The sequence below is a fragment of the Marivita sp. genome, from assembly GCF_965656765.1.
Classification (GTDB): domain Bacteria; phylum Pseudomonadota; class Alphaproteobacteria; order Rhodobacterales; family Rhodobacteraceae; genus Marivita.
Genome location: NZ_CBFHLV010000007.1, coordinates 35,835 through 56,056 on the forward strand (window position 1 = coordinate 35,835; position 20,222 = coordinate 56,056).

Annotated in this window: 20 protein-coding genes; 8 read left to right on the forward strand and 12 right to left on the reverse strand. The window is 57.9% G+C overall.

Translation table 11 applies throughout. From position 1 onward, the window contains the following. Window positions 1-9 precede the first annotated feature (9 nt). Window positions 10-423 carry a universal stress protein gene (locus tag ACTG4M_RS03740; RefSeq protein WP_439122293.1) on the forward strand — a complete coding sequence of 138 codons (414 nt, stop codon included), beginning with the start codon at window positions 10-12 and terminating at the stop codon, window positions 421-423. Window positions 424-425: 2 nt separating this feature from the next. Here ACTG4M_RS03740 and ACTG4M_RS03745 read toward each other — a convergent pair whose 3' ends face one another. From ACTG4M_RS03745 to ACTG4M_RS03760, 4 genes are all read right to left on the reverse strand, one after another. Then, window positions 426-1,355 carry a mechanosensitive ion channel family protein gene (locus ACTG4M_RS03745; RefSeq protein ID WP_439122294.1) on the reverse strand — a complete coding sequence of 310 codons (930 nt, stop codon included), beginning with the start codon at window positions 1,353-1,355 and terminating at the stop codon, window positions 426-428. Window positions 1,356-1,514: 159 nt separating this feature from the next. Continuing rightward, window positions 1,515-2,282, reverse strand: coding sequence for an ATP-binding cassette domain-containing protein (locus ACTG4M_RS03750; protein ID WP_439122295.1), 768 nt, complete (start codon window positions 2,280-2,282; stop codon window positions 1,515-1,517). Beyond that, complete coding sequence (locus tag ACTG4M_RS03755; RefSeq protein WP_439122296.1) at window positions 2,282-3,343, reverse strand: ABC transporter permease; 1,062 nt, start codon at window positions 3,341-3,343, stop codon at window positions 2,282-2,284. Before ACTG4M_RS03755 ends, ACTG4M_RS03750 begins: the two co-directional genes overlap by 1 nt. A 95-nt stretch (window positions 3,344-3,438) precedes the next feature. After that, entirely contained in the window at window positions 3,439-4,458 is a 1,020-nt protein-coding gene (locus ACTG4M_RS03760) for a sugar ABC transporter substrate-binding protein (RefSeq protein ID WP_439122297.1), read from the reverse strand. A 195-nt stretch (window positions 4,459-4,653) separates the two neighbouring features. Between ACTG4M_RS03760 and ACTG4M_RS03765 the strand changes: the two genes are divergently transcribed. Further along, the gene (locus tag ACTG4M_RS03765; protein WP_439122298.1) at window positions 4,654-5,853 is read left to right on the forward strand and encodes an ROK family transcriptional regulator; all 1,200 of its coding nucleotides are present in this window, start codon (window positions 4,654-4,656) and stop codon (window positions 5,851-5,853) included. 8 nt (window positions 5,854-5,861) lie between these two features. On the opposite strand, the gene ACTG4M_RS03770 is transcribed toward ACTG4M_RS03765, so the two are convergent. From ACTG4M_RS03770 to ACTG4M_RS03805, 8 genes are all read right to left on the reverse strand, one after another. Further along, window positions 5,862-6,719 (reverse strand): arylamine N-acetyltransferase family protein, encoded by an 858-nt coding sequence (locus ACTG4M_RS03770; RefSeq protein ID WP_439122299.1) that lies wholly within the window; start codon window positions 6,717-6,719, stop codon window positions 5,862-5,864. Continuing rightward, window positions 6,673-7,632, reverse strand: a complete 960-nt coding sequence (locus ACTG4M_RS03775) for a catechol 2,3-dioxygenase (RefSeq protein WP_439122300.1) — start codon at window positions 7,630-7,632, stop codon at window positions 6,673-6,675. The genes ACTG4M_RS03770 and ACTG4M_RS03775 overlap by 47 nt, the downstream gene beginning before the upstream one ends. A 7-nt stretch (window positions 7,633-7,639) precedes the next feature. Continuing rightward, window positions 7,640-8,944, reverse strand: coding sequence for a TRAP transporter large permease (locus ACTG4M_RS03780; RefSeq protein ID WP_439122301.1), 1,305 nt, complete (start codon window positions 8,942-8,944; stop codon window positions 7,640-7,642). After that, complete coding sequence (locus ACTG4M_RS03785) at window positions 8,941-9,435, reverse strand: TRAP transporter small permease (protein ID WP_439122302.1); 495 nt, start codon at window positions 9,433-9,435, stop codon at window positions 8,941-8,943. The genes ACTG4M_RS03780 and ACTG4M_RS03785 overlap by 4 nt, the downstream gene beginning before the upstream one ends. A 12-nt stretch (window positions 9,436-9,447) precedes the next feature. Further along, on the reverse strand, window positions 9,448-10,422 hold the full coding sequence (locus tag ACTG4M_RS03790) for a TRAP transporter substrate-binding protein (protein WP_439122303.1): 975 nt from the start codon (window positions 10,420-10,422) through the stop codon (window positions 9,448-9,450). Window positions 10,423-10,513: 91 nt separating this feature from the next. Beyond that, on the reverse strand, window positions 10,514-11,920 hold the full coding sequence (gene ligM / locus ACTG4M_RS03795) for a vanillate/3-O-methylgallate O-demethylase (protein ID WP_439122304.1): 1,407 nt from the start codon (window positions 11,918-11,920) through the stop codon (window positions 10,514-10,516). Between the two features lie 23 nt (window positions 11,921-11,943). Then, window positions 11,944-12,672, reverse strand: a complete 729-nt coding sequence (locus ACTG4M_RS03800; RefSeq protein WP_439122305.1) for a GntR family transcriptional regulator — start codon at window positions 12,670-12,672, stop codon at window positions 11,944-11,946. A gap of 137 nt (window positions 12,673-12,809) precedes the next feature. Further along, a complete protein-coding gene (locus ACTG4M_RS03805; RefSeq protein WP_439122306.1) occupies window positions 12,810-13,703 on the reverse strand; it encodes a helix-turn-helix domain-containing protein in 894 nt (297 codons plus the stop codon). Between the two features lie 178 nt (window positions 13,704-13,881). Here ACTG4M_RS03805 and ACTG4M_RS03810 point away from each other — a divergent pair, with 178 nt between their 5' ends. Genes ACTG4M_RS03810 through ACTG4M_RS03835 form a run of 6 tightly spaced genes read left to right on the forward strand, consistent with a single transcriptional unit; the run spans window position 13,882 to window position 20,221 of the window. After that, on the forward strand, window positions 13,882-15,273 hold the full coding sequence (locus tag ACTG4M_RS03810; RefSeq protein ID WP_439122307.1) for an aldehyde dehydrogenase family protein: 1,392 nt from the start codon (window positions 13,882-13,884) through the stop codon (window positions 15,271-15,273). A 13-nt stretch (window positions 15,274-15,286) separates the two neighbouring features. Further along, a complete protein-coding gene (locus tag ACTG4M_RS03815; protein WP_439122308.1) occupies window positions 15,287-16,489 on the forward strand; it encodes an amino acid ABC transporter substrate-binding protein in 1,203 nt (400 codons plus the stop codon). Between the two features lie 55 nt (window positions 16,490-16,544). Beyond that, window positions 16,545-17,411 (forward strand): branched-chain amino acid ABC transporter permease, encoded by an 867-nt coding sequence (locus ACTG4M_RS03820; RefSeq protein WP_439122309.1) that lies wholly within the window; start codon window positions 16,545-16,547, stop codon window positions 17,409-17,411. Beyond that, the gene (locus ACTG4M_RS03825) at window positions 17,408-18,343 is read left to right on the forward strand and encodes a branched-chain amino acid ABC transporter permease (protein ID WP_439122310.1); all 936 of its coding nucleotides are present in this window, start codon (window positions 17,408-17,410) and stop codon (window positions 18,341-18,343) included. Before ACTG4M_RS03820 ends, ACTG4M_RS03825 begins: the two co-directional genes overlap by 4 nt. Further along, window positions 18,340-19,077 (forward strand): ABC transporter ATP-binding protein, encoded by a 738-nt coding sequence (locus ACTG4M_RS03830; protein ID WP_347200844.1) that lies wholly within the window; start codon window positions 18,340-18,342, stop codon window positions 19,075-19,077. The genes ACTG4M_RS03825 and ACTG4M_RS03830 overlap by 4 nt, the downstream gene beginning before the upstream one ends. Then, on the forward strand, window positions 19,064-20,221 hold the full coding sequence (locus ACTG4M_RS03835; RefSeq protein WP_439122311.1) for an ATP-binding cassette domain-containing protein: 1,158 nt from the start codon (window positions 19,064-19,066) through the stop codon (window positions 20,219-20,221). The genes ACTG4M_RS03830 and ACTG4M_RS03835 overlap by 14 nt, the downstream gene beginning before the upstream one ends. Window position 20,222 lies beyond the last annotated feature (1 nt).

Genomic DNA, 20,222 nt, shown 5'->3' on the forward strand with positions numbered 1-20,222 from the left:
AGAGCTGAGATGTATAACAAAATCCTCGTTCCAATGGCATTGGATCACGATATTTCGCCCCAGACTTTGGAAGTCGCGCGTGTGTTGTCGTCCAGTGCGGGCGAGATCATTGCCCTGCATGTGTATGAAGCGCCTCATGGGGCTGTCAGCGCCTATCTTGACGAAGACGTGGTCAAGGCCGGGTACGAAACTGCCCGCACGCGGCTGCAGGAAAAGATTGCAGGGCTCGAAGGCGTGACCCCTGCTCTGATCAAAGGCCACTCGTCCCGCACAATCATCGACTATGCTGCGCAGAACAAAGTAGATTGCATTGTGATCGGCTCACATAAACCAGGACTCAGCGACTTTTTCCTCGGCTCTACCGCTGCCCGTGTTGTGCGCCATGCGCCCTGCGCAGTTCATGTGCATCGCAACGGCGACTGACATTACTCAGCGACGAGCGGCTGACTGCCCTTGTCTGATGTATCACTATCGCTTTGCATAAACACAGTGCGCGTCGGGAACGGGATATCGACACCCGCGGCATCCAACGCTTCTTTGACATTGCGCTTCATATCCGCCTGATACTGAAAGTAATCCCCGGAAGCACACCAGACACGGACAAGAAAATCCACACTACTACTATTCAGGTTATTGACCTGAATGAACGGCTCGGGATCAGTGTGTGACCGGGGATCGGACATGATCGTATCGCGGATGACATCTTCGGCTTGCGCTAGGTTCGCGCCATATCCAACACCAAATTCCCACTCTGCGCGACGGGTTCTGTAGCCCGAATAGTTCTTGATGGTATTTCCCCAAACCTCTGAATTCGGAACGACGACTTTGACATTTCCAATGTCCGCGATCTCCGTATAGTTCAGCGTGATCTCTTTCACCGTACCGACAACATCGTTGACCTGTACGAAATCGCCATTCTTCAAAGGCCGGAACAAGATCAACATCACACCCGCAGCCACATTGGACAACGTGCCCTGCAAGGCCAGACCGATCGCGAGGCCCGCCGCACCGATCACCGCGATGATCGACGTCGTCTGTACCCCGAACGTGTTGAGAACAAACAGGCCGGTGAAGGCCAAAATTGTGTAGCGTACGATATTGCCAAAGAACACGAACAGCGTGTCGTCTAAGCTTTCATGCATCGTCCCGACGCGCGCGATCCGACGGCTAAGGATGCCCGAGATCAAAAATCCAAGGATCAGGATCACTGTCGCGCCAATGGCATTCCCCAGAAGCGACAGCAATGTTTCAAGCGTCAACAGATCAGCCAGCGACCGCCCGTTGTAAATTTCCATCGTGACAACGGAATTGATATTGTCCCAAACGGTGTTTGCAACGGTTTCGACGTCTTCCATTCTGTTCTGCCCTATTGTCCACGAGTGCTGCGCGGCGCGTAGCCACGTTGTGACGTGAACGCATGGCCAAGCCTGAGGTTCCTGAATGGTCTCAGCTTTTGCAAACAAACACGGCCCGACCATTTGGCCGGACCGTCTACGCCAATCGGTGGGTTCGTCTTAGGCTGCCTCTGGCGCATCTTTCGCGCCGGTCATAAAGGCCACGGCATCCGACATCGTGTAATCCTTGGGATCAATCACACACAGGCGCTTGCCCAAACGGTGCACATGGATGCGGTCCGCCACTTCGAACACGTGCGGCATGTTGTGGCTGATCAGGATGATCGGTATGCCACGCGATTTCACGTCCTGGATCAATTCCAATACTTTGCGGCTTTCCTTGACGCCCAATGCCGCTGTCGGTTCATCTAGGATAATGACCTTTGATCCAAACGCCGCCGCGCGGGCCACGGCCACGCCCTGCCGCTGACCACCAGACAGTGTTTCCACCGCTTGATTGATGTTCTGAATGGTCATCAGACCCAATTCAGTCAGCTTATCCCGCGCCATTTTTTCCATGGCTGCCCGATCCAGTTGCCGCAGCCACTTGCCTCGCCAGCCGGGTTTTCGGATTTCACGGCCCATGAACATGTTGTCGGCAATCGACAATGCGGGCGACATGGCCAGCGTCTGGTAGACGGTCTCGATGCCCGCTTCACGCGCTTCAATCGGAGAGGTAAAGCGCACGTCCGTCCCCTCGAGTGTTACGGTCCCTTCATCCGGGATAACCGCACCAGACACCGCTTTGATCAAAGAGCTTTTGCCCGCCCCGTTGTCGCCGATCACAGCAAGGATTTCCCCCGGCATCAGATCGAAGTCACAGTGATCCAGAGCGGTCACACGACCATAGCGTTTGACCAACCCGCGGCCTTTCAAAATCGGTTCCATTATGCTGCCACCTTTCTGATCCACTGGTCCACGGCAACGGCGGCAATGATCAGCACACCAATAAGCAGGAAGGTCCATTGCGCGTCAGCACCGGCAAGGCGCAGACCAAGGGTGAACACCCCAACGATCAGCGCGCCAAAGAACGTGCCAAGGATCGATCCCCTGCCCCCAAAGAGCGAAATCCCCCCAATCACCACAGCAGTGATGCTCTCGATGTTCAAAAGCTGCCCAGATGTCGGAGACACAGATCCAATCCGACCGATCAGGGCCCAACCCGCAAAGGCGCAGATCAAGCCTGCCAAGGCATAGACCGAAATGAGTGTGCGCGAGACATCGACGCCCGACAGCTCTGCAGCCTCGGCATCGTCGCCAACCGCATAAACGTGCCTACCCCAAGCTGTGTGTTTCAGCACGTAGGACAGAACCACCACCAAAAGCACCATGAACACGACGCCAAAAGTAAAGACGGCCCCACCGATATTGAATTTTGCACCCATCACTTGCAGCAACGGAGCTTGTTCCGCGATCTCTTGCGACCGGATGGTTTCATTCTGCGAATAGAGAAAATTCGCCGCCAGCACGATTTGCCACATGCCCAGAGTCACGATGAAAGGCGGCAGCTTCATACGAGCGACAAGCCAGCCATTCAGCGCGCCGATCGCCGTTCCGAATGCCAAACCGCAGACCACAGCGACACTGGGCGGCAAGCCATACCGGAAAGTGAACTGCCCCATTACCACAGACGAGATCACCGCGATGGCCCCGACGCTCAGGTCGATCCCGGCAGTCAGGATGACCAAAGATTGCGCGGCTGCGACGATGCCGACGATTTGCACCTGTTGCAGGATCAATGTCAGTGCGAAGGGGGAAAAGAACCGCGAACCCAGCGCCAGACCGAATACGACAATGGCTGCGACCAAAACGATCAGCGGCACCAGCGCCGGTGTGGTGTGCAGGGCATGATGAAACCGGTCAATCAAGCCTTTGTCGCGCGTGGCAAAGGATGCGACTTCCGCATTTGCCTTGCCGACCACGGATTCATAATTGTCTGATGATGGCATGAGAACCCTCCCTCACGAACAAGCTGGATGTTCTTGTGAAAAGGGCGGGTCGATCCCCGCCCTTTTCATAACTGTTTAGACTGACGTGAGTCGGATCAACCCCAGCAGAGGTTCATGCCTTCATCAGTGTCGATGGAGTCGACACCATCAACCGGCTGATCAGTGACCAGAGCCACACCCGTATCAAAGAAGTCCTTGCCTTCGGTTGCCGACGGCTTTGTGCCATCAGCGGCCCATGCAGCAATCGCTTCGATGCCCTTGGAGGCCATGAGCAACGGATACTGCTGCGACGTCGCGCCAATTACACCGTCTTTGATGTTCTGAACACCCGGGCAACCGCCATCGACAGACACGATCAGTACGTCATTTTCACGACCGATGGACTTGAGCGCCTCGTATGCGCCAGCCGCGGCTGGTTCGTTGATGGTGTAAACAACGTTGATCATCGGGTCTTTGGCAAGCAGGTTTTCCATCGCACGACGGCCACCCTCTTCGTTGCCGGCAGTTACGTCGTTGCCGACGATACGCGGATCATCTTCGTCGCCGTTCACATTCGGGTCTGCAAGGTCGATCCCAAATCCCTGAAGAAAGCCCTGGTCGCGCAGAACGCCAACAGTTGGCTGGCTGACAGCGAGATCGAGCATGGCAATCTTGGCATTTGCCGCTTCGTCACCCAGAGCTGCTGCGGCCCATTCGCCGATCAGTTCGCCCGCGAGGAAGTTGTCGGTTGCAAAGGTCATGTCAGCCGCGTCAATCGGATCAAGCGGTGTGTCCAGAGCGATCACAAGGATGCCCGCATCACGCGCCTGCTGAACCGCAGGAACGATGGACGATGTGTCAGATGCAGTAAGCAGGATGCCCTTGGCGCCATTGGCGATGCAGGTCTCAATGGCTGCGACCTGTGTCTCGTGGTCACCGTCGATCTTGCCAGCATAGCTGTTGAGAGTGATACCCAGTTCTTCGGCCTTGGCGGTGGCACCTTCACGCATCTTAACAAAGAACGGGTTGGTGTCTGTCTTTGTGATCAGGCATGCGCTGACGCCGTGACCTGCGGCGAAGGCCGCACCGGACATGGACGCGAGTGCAATCGCCGAGCTCAGCAGTAGTTTCTTCATGGTTTCCTCCCAGAAATATGCAATTTCAAGCCTTTCGGACTGATAACAGCCCGCTCCCCCTGCCTGCGTTAGCGCTGCAGGTTGAAGCAGAAAAGGCCAGATATCAGAGCCGCTGTCAATAAATAAATAAACTTTATTTATTAAATACGATCTGCCATCTTATCCAAACGAATTTCCTGGACTAAGGTCGCCTTTATGGACGGTGGCAAGATCAGAAGCGCGAGTGGCGGCGTCAACCAAAGCGGTGTGCGCAACTACAATGAACGCTTGCTTCTTTCCATGTTGCAACGCCGAGGCGGCATGGCCGGGATCGACCTTGCCCGGCTCACTGGTCTATCCCCACAAACCGTCTCTGTGATCTTTCGCAAACTTGAACAGGACGGATTTCTCAGGCGTGGTGACCCGGTTCGGGGCAAGGTCGGAAAGCCGTCTATCCCGATGGAACTATCTCCAGACGGGGTTTTGTCACTGGGTCTCAAGATCGGTCGGCGCAGTGCTGAACTTCTTCTCCTCGATTTCACGGGCAACGTGCGGGCACAGATTTCGACAGCCTATAAGTACCCTCTCCCCAACGAGGTGTTCGCCTTCCTGGAAAGCGGGATTAACAGTTTGCTCCAAGACCTGCCCGATGACGCGCAAGACCGACTTTGCGGTATCGGCATCGCGGCCCCGTTCGAGCTATGGAAATGGAACGATTTAATCGGCGCTCCCTCTCAGGAGTTCAAATCATGGAAAGACATCGACTTTTCCGAAATGGTCGCCCCCTTCAGCGACCTCCCGGTCTTTGCGGTCAATGATGCAACCGCTGCCTGCCGCGCAGAGCATCTCTATGGCAGCAATCATGGGTTTCGCGATTACGCGTATTTCTTCATCGGCTCTTTTGTTGGCGGAGGTGTCGTGGTCAATGACACCGTGTTCGAAGGCAACCAAGGCAACGCAGGCGCGCTGGGGTCGCTGCGCAGCACCGGGCCCTTGGGTGAAAGTCAGCAATTGATCGACGTGGCCTCAATCCATCTGCTTGAGGAGCGGCTTGTCCAAGCGGGTATCGATCCACGCGTGCTGTGGAAGCAGCCACAAGACTGGAGCGAACTGTCGCGATACGTCGAACCGTGGATTGGGGAAACCGCGCAGGAACTGGCCAAAGCTTCGCTGTCGGTATGTGCGGTAATCGACTTTGAAGCGGTGTTGATCGACGGCGCTTTTCCAGCGGCGGTAAGAACCGAACTGGTAGAACGAGTGCGGCGATACCTTGTCAATCAGGACACCCGGGGACTGATCGCACCAAAGATCGAACCGGGCAGCGTCGGCGGCAACGCGCGCGCCATAGGTGCGGCCAGCAGCCCCATTTTTACGCAGTTCCTGTTGAACACAAATGCCGGGTTAGCCGCTTTTTGACCATTTGGTCAAAAAAACCGTTTGCGGATCAATACATCGGCAAGGCCAGCAGGTGGCTGCAAACCGAACACGTCTTGCAGACAGGTGCACACGGCATCAGGAGTTTGCAAAGTTTCGACATGTGGTGCCCTGCCCTTTGCAAACTTGCGAAGCTCGGTTCCATCCAACACCAAGCGCAGATCGCCGCTTTGGCGGGCCACGACAAGCGTTCGGGCAAAAAGCGACCCCGGCAAAGTTGCAGCGAGCCAGTTGCCCGCCTCAAGGTCACTCATCGCGGTCGGCTCTTCAGTGAACGCATACAGATCACGCCGCTGACCATCGTCGGTCCGACGGCTGAGCACTATGCCCAGCCCCGAGCGATCTTCCGTGTGCAGATCACCAGTGTGGCCATTTAGCCGAACTGGCTCAGTTGGCCCCGGCCCACCGAAGCCCACATCGACAAGGTACTCGCCACCGTTCAACCTCACGATGCAAACGCAATGAGTGCGCGGCCCCGGGACGTCGCGCTGCCACATCACGCGAGCCATGCGCAGGCGGGCGTCAAAGCCCAACCCAAGTAATCCGGCACAAAGAAGTGTGTTCACCTCAAAGCAATAACCACCCCGTTGCTGGTGCAGCATCTTTCTTGCCAAAGCGTCAAGGCCAAGGTCTGGAACAGCGCCGCAAAAGACCGAAAGGTTTTCGAACGAAATACAGTCCAGATGCGCTAGTGTGACGGCAGTCAGAGTGCCTGACGTCACTGGCAGACCTGCAGTTAATCCCAACCGGCCCAGCCAAGCGGCAACCACTTCTTCAGACGCAGCTTCCACCGATAGTTCTTTAGGTTTGATCGACAGGCGGCGTGCCGTGGGTGTGGAATGTCTCAATAGTTTTGAGCCCCCACGCCTGCCCTTTCTTGCGTTCATCCTCGGTCCAGGTGACGGTTTCCCAATCGGGCTGCAGGATCAACCGGGCACCCGCATTCGCCAATTCAACCCGGTTGCCTGCGGGTTCCCAGACATACAGGAAAAACGTGCCCTGAATAGCGTGTTTGTGCGGGCCAGTTTCGATATGGACGCCATTTTCGAGAAAGATATCAGCGGCGCGAAGGATGTCTTCGCGCTGATCCGTAGCATAGGTGACGTGGTGCAATCGATTTTCGCCGCGCCCATGTTCCTCGGTGCAGGCCAGATCGTAAGTTTTATTGTTGATCGTAAACCAGCAGCCGCCAAGCCGCCCGTTGTTCAAACGAATTTGTTCGGTCACCCGACTGCCAAGGCAGGTCTGCATGAAGTCACGAAACTGGGTGACGTCTTCGGCCAAAAGATTCAAGTGGTCGATCCGGCGCGGAGAGACTCCCTGCGCGTGAAAGCGGCTCGACATGTTCTTCAGCGCCGGTTTGTCATCTTCGGGTGGGTCGTATTTCACGGTGTCCCAATAGAGCTCGAACACATGACCAAACGGGTCTTCGAACCGATAGGCGCGTCCATGGCCCAGATCGCCATCGACCCAACCGTGGGTCTTGTATCCGGACGACTCGATCGCTTTGACTCGTCGCTCCAGCGCTGCCTCGGACGACACGCGGTAGCCAATATGGGCAACCCCGGTCGTGTCGGACTTGGTGAGCTTGAGCGTGTGGAATTCATAGTCATCCCACGCCCGCAAATACGCGCTGTCACCGTCTTGCGCCGATAGCTTGAGGCCATAGACCCGCGTGAAGAAATCAAGGCTTTCATCAAACTTGTTGGTCAGAACCTCGACATGGCCAAGGTGCGCGACATCGAAACAGGGTTCAGTCATAGGGGCCTCAATTGAACATAGTGTTTGGCAGGAACAGCGAGATTTGCGGAAAGGCAACAAGGATCGCCAGCGTGATCAGCATCATGACCCAGAACGGAATGACGCCAATAAAAATCCGACCCAGCGGAACACCCGGGGCAACCGATTTCACAATAAATACGTTCAGGCCCACTGGCGGAGAGATCAGTCCCATTTCCAGAGACAAAACGACCAAAACACCAAACCAGATCGGATCAATGCCCAGTTCTAAGATGATGGGAAAAAAGATGGGCAAGGTCAGTACCAGCATGGCGAAACCTTCGAGGAAACATCCCAGCACAAGGTAGATAGAAAGGATCAACAGAAGACTGCCCATTGGCCCAAGGTCGAGCGCGACAAAGGCCTGCGCCACCAGATCGGTCATATGGCTGAGCGCAAGGAACGGGTTGATCATATGCGCTGCAATCAGGATCAGCATCACCGTGGCCGTGGTCACAACGCTGTCCTTGGCGGCAGCCCAAAGCATGGTCAGCTTGAGTTTGCGCGTCACCCATCCAATCAGGATCACGGCCCCTGCCCCGACTGCGGCCGCCTCTACTGGCGAAAAGAAACCGCCATACATGCCGCCAATGGTCACGAAGATTACAAGCACGATGGGTCCTGCACGGCCAATCGCGGTGATCTTTTCGTTGAATGCGGTCTTTGGTCCCGCAGGTCCGAATTCAGGACGAAAGACGCATAGAAGCGTCACAGCCAGCACAAACATCGACAGCAACAGAAGGCCCGGCAAAACGCCTGCAAGAAACAGTCGCCCAATGGATTGCTCGGTCAGGATGGCGTAAATCACAAAGCCTGTGGATGGCGGGATCAGGATGCCCAGCGTGCCACCAGCCGCAACAACGCCAGTGGATAGACGATCATCGTATTTGAACCGCTCCATCTCGGCCAAGGCAACTTTGCCCATCGTCAGGGCGGACGCAACAGACGACCCCGAGAGCGCGGCGAACCCACCACAGCCGATCACCGTTGCGGATGCCAGCCCACCCCGGATCGAACCGATCACGGCATAGGCTGCGTCAAATAATTGGCGGCTCATTCCGGTATGCGACGCCACGTTGCCCATCAAGATGAAGAGCGGGATCACCACGAGTTCCGGTGATGATGCAAGCGTAAACGCCTCGGATGCCAAAAGCGACATAGATGCGTTCAACCCGTTGAGCGCCCAGATGCCCAGAAAGCCGATAACGAACATCGAAAATGCGACAGGAACACGCAGAATAAGCAGCACGAACAGTGCGACGATCCCGACAACTCCGGCGACTGAGGCGGTCATTTATGGCGCTCCACGCGAATATCCCGCCCCGTAAAGGTCAGTTCCAGCGCGCGCAGAGCAAGGCCTAGGGCGGCAATACACATGAACCCGATCGCGGCCCATTGGAAATAAGCCTTGGGCAAATACAGAAGATTGGTGGACAGGTTCAGCATGATCGACAATTTCGCGCTGGACCAAGTGGCCCAAGCAAGCGTGGCAAAGATCACAGCCCCCGTTATGGCAACGACGATGTCGATGATGCGGTTCATCGCACCCGGAAAGTGGCGTTCGAACAGATCGACCGAAATGTGCCCCCCCAGCCGGTCGCAAAGCGCCATAGGCGCGAAGACAAGGATCACTGTTGCCATCGTGGTGATATCCTGACCGCCATACAACGGACTGCCAAAGGCGCGGCCCACAACGTCAATCAGGATCACAACCACCACCACCAGCAAAGCGGTCGATCCAATAGCAGCGGACAGGCCAATCAGCCTGTCCGCCAGTGTGCGCATTCGCTCCAACACTTAGTTCTGCATCGCAGCCAAGGCTGCATCGCCTCCGACGCTGGAGACATATTCTGCGACGACATTTGCGACGGCATCCTCGAAGGCCTGCGCCTCTTCATCGGTAAGATCCACGAAGGTGTTACCCGCATCGCCACGCGCTGCTTCCAGCGCGGCTTCGGCCGTCGCGTTCCAAGCGGTTTCCGCGTTATTGCCAAGCGCGCAGCCCCGCGCTTCGTCCAGTGCAGCTTTGGCGTCATCGGACAACGCGTCGTAGGAGCCCTGCCCCATGACGGCAAAGAAGGCCAGACGCCCAAGCGGTGCATTGAGAGTGAAGGCATCGGCAACTTCATCAAGTTTGAAATCGCTCAAGGTCGAGGCACCAGTAAAGACGCCGTCAATCAAACCGGTCTGCAACGAGTTATAGACCTGGTTGATCGGCATCTGCACCGGGGTTGCACCCAACGCTTCGGCCACCTTGCCCGCAGTTGCACCCGCGACGCGGATCTTGAGGCCCGCCAGATCAGCAGGTGTGCGGATCACCTTGTCTTTCATGATCATGATATTCGGTTCAGAGGTCCAAAGCGCCACCGGCACAGTGCCTGGGAATTCGCCCGAAATTTCGTCCATCGCATCACAAAGGGCGTCAGAGCCCGATTTGCCTGCCGGCACAACGCCCGGAAGCTCAACGATCATGGTCTTTTCGAATTGCTGCGAGGTATAGCCCGGCAGGCCCCATGTCATATCTGCCACGCCCTGAACGGCACGCACATATTGTTCGACCGGGCCTGCGCCCAACTCACCACCGTGATAGCCGCGCACTGTCAGGCTACCGCCGGTCGCATCGGACAGATCAGCGTTCAGCTTTTCGATCACGCTTGCATTCACCGTGTGAAATGGCGGTGTGAAATTGGCGAATTTCAGTTCTTGTGCGGACAGCGGTGCGGCGGCTGCCACAGCCAAAGCGGCCCCGATAAATGTTGTTCTGAGTGTCATAACGTCCTCCCATGAATGGTCCGGCATCTACCGGACCGCTTGTGATGGGCGGCGATCCTTCTGTGTGACCGCCGTCCAAAAATCGTGCCGATCAGACCGCTTTGGCCCGCCAGCTGTTTTCAGCATAGCTCTCGCGCACCTCATTTGAATACGGTGTCGGCGACACACGCACACGAATTTCGGCCTGCTTGTGCTTTTCTGCAGATGTTTTCTGCGTTTCGTCGGATTCACCCCAACGCAAGGTCAGAACGTCACCCACCTCGACGCTTTGATCCACGACGCCCAGCGACAACACACACCGTTCGTTATAGCTATAGCCGTTGAACATGCTCATGCCGACCATCTTGTCGCCGTGCATGATCATGTCGGCCGAGCTTGATGCGTAGTTCGGCTGCGGGAAGTCGATCCATTTATAGGGCGTGCCCTCGTCGAAGGCCGAGGCGATGACCTTAAGCACGTCTTCCTTGTTCCATTCGAACGTGACCTTCTTTCGGTTGGTCTTGCTCTCTTTCATTTTGAGAAGCGCGTCTTTGCCGATGAAATCGTCTTTCTTCCAGCCGATATAAAAATCGTAGCCCAACTCGAACGGGTTGACATAGTAGTCTTCGATATTGTCCGAAACAAAGCTGCCGCCAATGGCGCCTGCCGCTTCGTACATGTCGGTGCCCAGCCAATCGCGATAATCGGCCATCATGCCGTCACCTGTGTAGATGCCCGGCAGGGGCGACGGAATCCAGCCCGATTCCAATGTGTTGGTTGAATAGGCACGGCTTCCGCACTGAACCAGATCAACGCCAGCGTCTTTGGCTGCCTGCAGAATGGTCGAATGGATGTAGTGCTTGTCCTCATACGGCCCCCACACTTCGAGACCCGGCGCTCCTGACATGCCGTGGCGCAGCGCTTGCACCTTTTTGGAGCCAATGTTGATCCAATCAACATGAAAGAACTTGATGTCTTGAACCGGGCCACCGTTCATCTTTTCAAAGATCTTTGGCGCGTCAGGGCCCTGGATCTGGTAGCGGTAGTGTGTGCGCAAAACGCGTTCGCCTTCGGGGCGCGAGGTCGAACGTGGGTCGTGCTTGATCCGTACGTTCCACTTGCCCCAAGCAGCGGCAAACATCAGCCAGTTTGACGTCGGCGCCCGGCCCACGAGGATAAACTTGTCCTCACGCTCGCGGAAAATGATGTGGTCGCCGATCACGTGACCTGCCGGTGTGACGGGCACGTAATGCTTAGCGCGGTTCAGGCTAAAGTTCCCGAACGCATTGATGCCGTGGTAGGCCAGAAATTCCTCAGCCTGCGGGCCTTCGACGATCAGTTCGTCCATATGGTGAGATTGGTCGAACAAAACAGCACCGTGGCGCCAGGCTTCCTGCTCAACGCGCCAGTTGCGGAATTCCGGCGTCACGACCGGATAGACATACATCCCGATCTGGGAATTTCGAAGCATTTCAACGGGGTTTCCCCATTCCTTCATCTTGTCTGACAAGCTGGGCATAGACGTGATCTCCTCCTAGGATTTTAATCTGCAGATAGTAGTGACAGGCCCGGCACGCGTGTTGCGACCCCCGGTCCGGCATTAGCAAGGTAATCAAGATTGCGTCGCGCAAGGCGGGCGTGTTCGCGGGCCAGATGTTCGGCGCGTGCGCCTTCTCGGGCACAGATTGCCTCAAGAATAGCGCGATGCTGGTGTTGCGCCCGCACGAGCGACGCATTGAAATCCGGGATCAATTCTTGTTCGCGCAAGAACGCACTGGGCGACGCCAATGGCAAAAGGTTGACCCGATCCGCTTCGCGCTGCATCAGCTGACTGTCTGACAGACGCGACAAAAGCTGATGAAAGGCTGCGTTTTCAGAGATATATGCGTCGAAGTCAATGTGATCCGGATGGGCAAGCGCGGTGTCAATGCGGTCAAGAACGCGTTCGGCGTCTGCCATTTTGGCAGGGTCTGCCCCGCGTTCCGCCGCAAGCCGCGCCGCAGTGCCTTCGATCACGCCGCGCAGTTCTATGGCATCGTTGATATCATCGAGAGTAAAGCGCGCAGCCCGGCAACCGCCGGTTTCGATCCGCTCCAGCAATCCTTCGGCAACAAGCCGGTCCATTGCCTGACGCAGAGGCGTGCGCGACAACCCCAGGCGTTCGGCCAAAGCCACCTCTGGCAAGCGCGTGCTGCCAGCGAATTCGCCGCTCATGACAAGCGACCGAAGACCAAGCAGCGCTTTGTCGAACTGTGTCTTGCGATCAGACATGCACCCCCCTCAGAGCGCCCGCCGCTCTCCCCTGGGGCGTTCTGTCGTTTGGGATAAATTGTATACAGAAACCTGTCAATCACTGATTTTTGTGCCAACTATTGGAAAATTAGACCCACAATGTATACAGAACTACCTCACGGCCAATCAAAAGGCCGAGCCGGGTCAGACACACCGGCCTCCAGCCCCTTAAGAAAAGCAACACGATAAGAACCCGGCGGCTGCCCCGCGTGACGCACGAAATACCGGCTAAATTGCGCTGCCGATCCAAAGCCCAGCGCGGTCGCAATTTCGTTCACAGAACGCCCCGACGTTTCCAGCAGCAGACGCGCTTCAATCATCACCCGACGATCGATAATGTCTTTGGGTCCAAGCCCCCGCACCCGCCGACACATATCACCCAAGCGGTCGCGGGTCAGACCGAGTGTTTCAGCATACAGCGACACCGACCAGCGGTCGCGGAAATGCCTTTCAACCAATGTGCTAAACCGGGTGAAGCTGCGATGCGATGGGCTGGCGCCTTGCGGCCCCCCGGAATAGGATGGTGCCGCGCGCAGCAGTTCGATCAAGATCACGCGAAGGTAGGCTTCGACGACCACATGCGCAGCGACGGCATCTTCCTCGAGCTCGCGACGAATACCACCGAAGGCCGTGCGCAAAGCAAAGCGCGTTTCCGACCCGGCGGACAGTGGCACAGTCAACTTGTGATCCGCCACATCGCGCAGATCGCGCGCTTCGGGCAAATGGCCGATGGTGTTGCCCAACGCACTTGCGCTAAGCAGCACATAGGTACCGACTGCGCCCGCATCAAAACGCAAACGCGATGTTTCTTGCCACGGTCGCCACGCCAGGACTGGCGCTTCGATCCGGGCGTCCTCACCGGCCAAAACGGCACCGCCATCTTCAAGCAGAATCGCGCACCATGACGGGCCACGCAGGCTTTCGGCAAGGCCCACAATGCGGCTGCGCAAATCGCCGGTCAAAGCCCCGGCGCGCACAGTGGCAGAGTCATGAAACCGCAGATCAGGCATCGCTATTCCCACAAAATGTAAATTTTTTACCGCAAAATATCATTTACGAAACGTAATTCCGAGCTTTTTTATAAATTGTGCCGTGAGGAGTCGGCCTACGTTCAGTGAGCCTGGGGAGGAGCATCTGTACGAAACCCGCTTGATAATTGCCGGGCGACATGTTGCGCCTGACCCGGTTGTGGCGTTCGAGAGACGCCATCCCGTGTCTGACGCCATTGTCACCCGTGCCGCAGCCGGACGCGCTGTTGAGGCCCGGGCTGCTGCCGCGGCGGCTGCCAATGCCTTTGCAGGTTGGGCAGCCACGCCGGTCCGTACGCGAATTGCCCTATTGCAGGACGCCGCAGCAGCCTTGATTGCGCATGCCGATGAGGTGGTCGAGATCGCCTCCGCCGAAGTCGGCTCTGCCCCCGATTGGGTACGATTCAACGTTGATCTGGCCGCACAGATGCTACGCCAGACAGCTGATCTGGCCGACGTGATCGACGGCATTGAGACACCGATCGACGGTCACACCCTGCGGCGACGGCCTGCGGGCGTCGTGCTGGGTGTCGCCCCTTGGAACGCCGCTGTTACCTTGGCGACGCGTGCCGTTGCGGCCCCCTTGGCCTGTGGCAATACCATCGTCCTCAAAGGGTCGGAGCTTTGTCCCAAAACCCATGAGTGGGTGGCCGACACGATCTGCCGCGCCGGACTGCCTGCGGGTGTGCTGAACTACATCACCAACGCACCGGATCACGCCGAAGAGGTGGTTGAGGCGCTGATTGCGCACCCGGCCGTGCGGCGCGTGAACTTTACCGGATCGACCCGCGTAGGACGCGAGATTGCGGTTACGGCAGCGCAGCATCTCAAACCCTGCTTGTTGGAGTTGTCGGGTAAAGGCACGGCAGTTGTATTGGCGGATGCTGATCTTGACCACGCCGCCCGCGCCATCGCACATGGCAGCTTTTTCAATCAGGGCCAGATCTGCATGTCGACTGAACGGGTTATCGTCGATACCTCCGTCGCGGATGATTTTGTCGCGCGGCTGGCGCAAGAGGCCGAAGCGCTGCGCTTTGCCCCCGGTCAGGCCAGCCCATTGGGGGCGTTGATCAGCCCAGCAGCAGCGGTTCGAGTGCGTGCGATGATCGACGACGCGGTCTCCAAAGGCGCGGTTTTGGTGACGGGCGGCGACCTTTCAGGCGGCGGGTTACAGCCAGCGGTTCTGGACCGTGTTGCCCCGGGCATGATGCTCTACGACGAAGAAGCGTTCGGCCCGGTCACAGGCGTGATCCGCGTGGCCGACGCCGAAGAAGCGCTCGCCATCGCCAATGATACTGATTTTGGCCTCGTGGCGTCAGTCTTTAGCAGGGATACAAACGCGGCGCGCGACATGCTGTGCCAGATCGAAACCGGGATTGGCCACGTAAATGGCTCCACCGTTTATGACGATCCACGGATGCCGTTCGGCGGGGTCAAGGCGTCGGGGTATGGCCGCTTTGGAGGGCGCGATGCGGTTTCGGAATTCACTGAATGCCAATGGATCGCAATGCACGATCTGCCAACTGCAGAAAACGACAACGACAATCAATAAGGGAGGAAGACACATGAAACGCAGAGAGATATTCGGAATGGCGGCGGCCCTGACCGTGGCAGCCGGTCTGGCAGGCCCGGTTGCGGCGCAGGACATGCTCAAGATCGGCGCGGTTGGCCCGAAAACCGGCCCATTGGCTGGTGGGGCGGCGGTCACGTTCTGGCCAAACGTACAGCTTTGGGCGCATGACGTGAACGAGGCTGGTGGCATCGACGTTGGCGGCACCAAGATGATGGTCGAGATCATCGAATATGACGACCAGACAAATCCCGGCGAAACCATCAAGGCGGTGCAGCGCCTGGCGACCCAGGACGAAGCGGATTTCATCCTCGCGCCGTATGGTACGGGTCTGAACATCGCATCCGCGCCGATCTTTGAGCGCTATGGCTATCCAATGGTCACGCACACGGCGATTTCCGACCAAATCAAAGATTTGTCTGACAAATTTCCCAACATGTATTTTCTGTTGGGTGGGGCCACAGGCCTTGCAGGCGGTGTGGTCGATGTTCTGACCCAGATGCGTGAAGCAGGTGAGATTGGCAATAGTGTTGCAATGGTCAATGTGGCCGACGCCTTTGGCATCGAACTGGCCGAAGCGGCGCGCCCCCAATTCGAAGAAGCCGGATTCGAGATCGTTTACGACTCGTCCTACCCGCTCGGCACACAAGACCTGTCGCCCGTCATCAATGGCGCGCGGGATTCCAACCCTGATGCGTTTGTCGCGTGGTCCTATCCGCCTGATACGTTCGGTCTAACCGAGCAGGCACAGATCGCGGGTCTTGCGCCCAAGGCGTTCTACACCGCTGTGGCAACCGCCTTCCCAGCCTACGCGGGCCGCTTTGGCGCTGCTGCCGAAGGTGTTCTGGGTGCCGGTGGCGTTTTTGCCGATGGTGACGCGTTCAAGGACTATGCCGCGCGGCACGAGGCCGTGACCGGGGCCAAGCCGGACTTCTGGGCCTCTGCCCCGGCCTATGCGACGTTCCAAATCTTGCATCAGGCAATCGAAGGCGCTGGCACAACCGACAAGGCGGCTGTGGCGGAATACATCGCAAGCAATGACTTCGACACTGTCATCGGCCCGATCACATGGGACGAAAACAATTCCAACGCAGAATACTGGACCGTTGGTCAGTGGCAGGACGGCGTCTTCAAAGGCGTAGCCTCGACCGGTCGCGAAGGGGCCGTTGCAGCACAGCCAAAGACCGGCTGGGAATAAACCGTGATCGGCCCCGGGCACTGTTCGGGGCCACCAACCATAGACCGGAGACCGCATGGATATTCTGATCACAGGGCTGTTGCTGGGCGGCACCTATGCGCTGATTGCGATGGGGCTGAACCTGCAATACGGCATGGCAAGGATTATGAACCTCGCCAATGGGGAATTCCTTGTGGCAGGCGGCTTTGCGGCCTTCTGGTTCTACACCGCCGGGCAAGTCAGCCCACTTTTGACGATCTTCATCGTGGCGCCTTTGGCGTTTGGGTTGAATTGGTTGGTCTATGTGGTGATGTTGCGTCCGCTGGTCAAACGCGCCAAGTCACAAGGCCAGCTTGAAGTCGACGCCATCCTAACAACGTTCGGACTGGCTTTCGTCTCAGTCGGCATCATGCTGGCGCTGTTTGGCGGTGACTATTTTTCTTATTCCTACCTGGCACGACCTATCACCTTGATCGGCGACACCTATGCATTGAACCGTGTGACGGCGGCAGTTGCGGCGGTGGTTATCTGTGGTGGTTTGTGGCTTTGGCTGAACCGCACCCGTGCGGGCATGTCGATCCGTGCTATCGCGGTTGATCCCAAAAGTGCGCGGCTGGTGGGCATCGACGTGCCCAAGCTGTCGGCGCTGGCCTTCGCGCTTGGTGGCGCAGTGACGGCGGTCGGTGGTGCATTGATTTCCACCTTCCTGACGCTTGATGCATCAACGGGTGTGCTTTTCACGCTCAAAGCTCTGGTGATCGTGATCATGGGTGGCGTCGGTGACGTGCGCGGCACCATCACAGCGGCCCTTCTTCTGGGCATACTTGAGACATTTGTCGCAACGCTGATTGATCCCGGCCTGACCTTGGCGGCGGCATATCTTCTGTTTGTCCTGATCCTGCTTTTCCGTCCGCAGGGCCTGTTCGGGAGGCGCACGACATGACCAAGCGCGACTGGCAATCCATCACGCTGTCGGCGGTTCTGCTGGCGGTCGCCGCATGCCTGCCGCTGACCGGCGACGCCTACATGCTGTCCATCGGCATCACCATCGCGATGTATGCAGTTCTGGCCACCAGCTGGGCGCTGTTTTCAGGCCCGACACATTACATCTCGCTCGCCACGGCGGCGTTCTTTGGTCTGGGCACCTACACCACCGCCATCGGGATCGAGAACGGACTGAACTACTGGGTCACGCTGCCCATCGCGGCCATTCTGGGCGCGGTTCTGGCAGCCTTAGTAGGCCTTGCCACACTACGCCTGTCAGGCGTCTACTTCGTCATCTTCACGCTGGGTCTGGCCGAACTGGTGCGACAGGTGGTGACTTGGGGGCAGAACGTGTCGGGCCAAAAGGGCCTTTACGTGTTGACCGACATCACCGAAGTGCACATCTACTGGCAACTCTTGGCCTTGGCCGGGATCGTGTACCTCACCGGTTGGGCCATCGGACGGTCACGCCTCGGTTTTGCGCTGCGCATCATTGGCGACGATGAAGAGGTCGCGCGCCATTCCGGCATCAACACATCGCGCGCCAAGATCCTGTTGTTCATGGTGTCGGGGGCAACCGCGTCTGTGGTCGGGTCGATGCTGGCACCCCGGTATATTTATATCGAACCCGCGTTGGCGTTCACGCCGATGTTGTCCTTCCTCGTGGTGATCATGGCACTCTTGGGCGGCACGGGCCGCCTTTGGGGGCCGCTGGTCGGCGTGATCCCCTTCACCCTGTTGTGGGAGGCGATCTCGGCCAGTTTCCCGAACCAGACGACGCTTCTTCTGGGTCTTAGCTTCCTGGTCATCGTCTACCTTCTGCCTCGCGGCTTTGTCGGGCTGATCGAAAGCGGCAAGCGCAAGATGCGGGAACGGGAGGCGTTTGCATGACCACCGGACCCACCGTTCTGTCCCTTCGCGGGGCCACCAAACGCTTTGGCGGATTGGTCGCTGTGAATGACATGGATTTTGACGTGACCGAGCACGAAGTGCTAGGCTTGATTGGCCCCAACGGGTCAGGCAAATCCACCACACTGAACTTGATCTCGGGCGCGTTAAAGCCAACCGAAGGCACGATTTCCCTGCGCGGCACGCCCATCTCGCACCTATCCGCCGCCGATATCGCCAGACGTGGCATTGCACGGACATTCCAGTTGGTCCGGCTGCTGCCATCCATGACGGTTCTGGAGAACGTCCGCGCCGGTGCCGTGTTCGGCCATCGCCGCCGTTGGGGGGCCGAAGCGGATGCCCATGCGCTGCGGATGCTTGCTCTTGTGGGGCTGGACCGTCGTGCCAATGCCCATGTCGGAGAGCTGACCTATATCGACACCAAACGCGTCGAGCTGGCCCGCGTTCTGGCATCGGAACCCAAGGTGCTGCTGCTGGACGAATGGTTGGCGGGGCTGAATCCGACCGAGCTTGAGGAAGGTATCACCCTCATCAAGCGACTGCGCGACGAGGGTCGCACGATCATTCTGGTCGAGCACGTGATGGATGCCATCCGATCGCTCTGTGATCGATGCGTGGTCATGTCCACCGGCACCAAGATCGCCGAAGGCACGCCCGAAGAGGTGCTGTCTGATCCCGAAGTGATCCGTGCCTATCTGGGGGATGACGATGCTTGAGGTCCGCAATCTGGCCGTCAACTACGGCAAACACCGCGCATTGGACGGCGCATCGCTGCGCGTCGGAAAGGGTGAAATCGTCGTCATTCTGGGCGCGAACGGTGCTGGTAAATCGACACTTCTCAAAGCCGTTTGCGGAATCTGCGAAGGACATGTCACCGGGGATGTTCATCTTAAGAACGCACAATTGGTTGGCGAGAAGCCCCACAAAATCGTCGAGGCCGGGATCGCGTTGGTCCCAGAAGGACGCGGCGTGTTCGGGGATTTGACGGTCGAGGAAAATCTGACCCTTGGGGCCTATGCCGAACGCGCACGGGATGAAGAGGCCGGCAATCTGCAACGGGTGCTGTCGCTGTTCCCAAAGCTGGGCGAACGCCGCAAGCAAACCGTGCGCACAATGTCGGGCGGCGAACAGCAGATGGTCGCCATCGGTCGCGCCATGATGTCGAACCCGTCAATCCTCGCTTTGGACGAGCCATCGCTCGGCCTATCGCCACTATTGTGCAAAGACCTTTTCGAAAGTCTGCGCGTGGTGAAACAGGCGGGGCTGGGTATCTTGCTTGTCGAACAAAACGCCAAGCAAAGCCTGCGCATCGCGGATCGCGGCTATCTCTTGGAGAACGGAGAAATCGTGCACGAGGATGACGCAGAACGGCTGGCCAGTGACCCAGCCGTGCAAAAAGCTTATCTGGGCGGCAGCGGAACGGCGACTGGGGCCAAGCGCCCTGCCCCGGCAGCCATGCCAAAACCGGCAAGCCCACGACCTGCGGCTGGGCAGAAGCCCAGCGACATTGCGGCAGCGGCTATGAAATCGGTTGGCGCTCCGGCGCGACCTACCCCACCCACACATCCTGCTGCACCGGTACCAAAGCCGACACCAGTGACAAACGAAGCGGCTTCTGCACCCAAAACAAACGCACCGAACATCGAGGATATGGTCGCCAAAGCCAGCGCCGCGTCGTCCCGTCGAAACGGGGCGACGCCCAAATCGCGCGCTCCTACACAACCACCACCAAATGCGCCCACCCGGCCGTCGCAGCCCACCATTCCCGACTTTGCCTCGTCCTCAGACCGGCTCCGCGCCATGATCGAAGACATCGAAGCGGCAGCTCGCCGCGCCGAAACCTACAAGCCAAGGAGATAAA

Excerpts from the sequence above, each read along its gene's own strand:
- ACTG4M_RS03740 (WP_439122293.1), top strand. The coding sequence starts at position 10 with ATGTATAACAAAATCCTCGTTCCAATGGCATTGGATCACGATATTTCG.
- ACTG4M_RS03745 (WP_439122294.1), bottom strand. The coding sequence starts at position 1,355 with ATGGAAGACGTCGAAACCGTTGCAAACACCGTTTGGGACAATATCAAT.
- ACTG4M_RS03750 (WP_439122295.1), bottom strand. The coding sequence starts at position 2,282 with ATGGAACCGATTTTGAAAGGCCGCGGGTTGGTCAAACGCTATGGTCGT.
- ACTG4M_RS03755 (WP_439122296.1), bottom strand. The coding sequence starts at position 3,343 with ATGCCATCATCAGACAATTATGAATCCGTGGTCGGCAAGGCAAATGCG.
- ACTG4M_RS03760 (WP_439122297.1), bottom strand. The coding sequence starts at position 4,458 with ATGAAGAAACTACTGCTGAGCTCGGCGATTGCACTCGCGTCCATGTCC.
- ACTG4M_RS03765 (WP_439122298.1), top strand. The coding sequence starts at position 4,654 with ATGGACGGTGGCAAGATCAGAAGCGCGAGTGGCGGCGTCAACCAAAGC.
- ACTG4M_RS03775 (WP_439122300.1), bottom strand. The coding sequence starts at position 7,632 with ATGACTGAACCCTGTTTCGATGTCGCGCACCTTGGCCATGTCGAGGTT.
- ACTG4M_RS03780 (WP_439122301.1), bottom strand. The coding sequence starts at position 8,944 with ATGACCGCCTCAGTCGCCGGAGTTGTCGGGATCGTCGCACTGTTCGTG.
- ACTG4M_RS03785 (WP_439122302.1), bottom strand. The coding sequence starts at position 9,435 with ATGCGCACACTGGCGGACAGGCTGATTGGCCTGTCCGCTGCTATTGGA.
- ACTG4M_RS03790 (WP_439122303.1), bottom strand. The coding sequence starts at position 10,422 with ATGACACTCAGAACAACATTTATCGGGGCCGCTTTGGCTGTGGCAGCC.
- ligM (WP_439122304.1), bottom strand. The coding sequence starts at position 11,920 with ATGCCCAGCTTGTCAGACAAGATGAAGGAATGGGGAAACCCCGTTGAA.
- ACTG4M_RS03800 (WP_439122305.1), bottom strand. The coding sequence starts at position 12,672 with ATGTCTGATCGCAAGACACAGTTCGACAAAGCGCTGCTTGGTCTTCGG.
- ACTG4M_RS03805 (WP_439122306.1), bottom strand. The coding sequence starts at position 13,703 with ATGCCTGATCTGCGGTTTCATGACTCTGCCACTGTGCGCGCCGGGGCT.
- ACTG4M_RS03815 (WP_439122308.1), top strand. The coding sequence starts at position 15,287 with ATGAAACGCAGAGAGATATTCGGAATGGCGGCGGCCCTGACCGTGGCA.
- ACTG4M_RS03820 (WP_439122309.1), top strand. The coding sequence starts at position 16,545 with ATGGATATTCTGATCACAGGGCTGTTGCTGGGCGGCACCTATGCGCTG.
- ACTG4M_RS03825 (WP_439122310.1), top strand. The coding sequence starts at position 17,408 with ATGACCAAGCGCGACTGGCAATCCATCACGCTGTCGGCGGTTCTGCTG.
- ACTG4M_RS03830 (WP_347200844.1), top strand. The coding sequence starts at position 18,340 with ATGACCACCGGACCCACCGTTCTGTCCCTTCGCGGGGCCACCAAACGC.
- ACTG4M_RS03835 (WP_439122311.1), top strand. The coding sequence starts at position 19,064 with ATGACGATGCTTGAGGTCCGCAATCTGGCCGTCAACTACGGCAAACAC.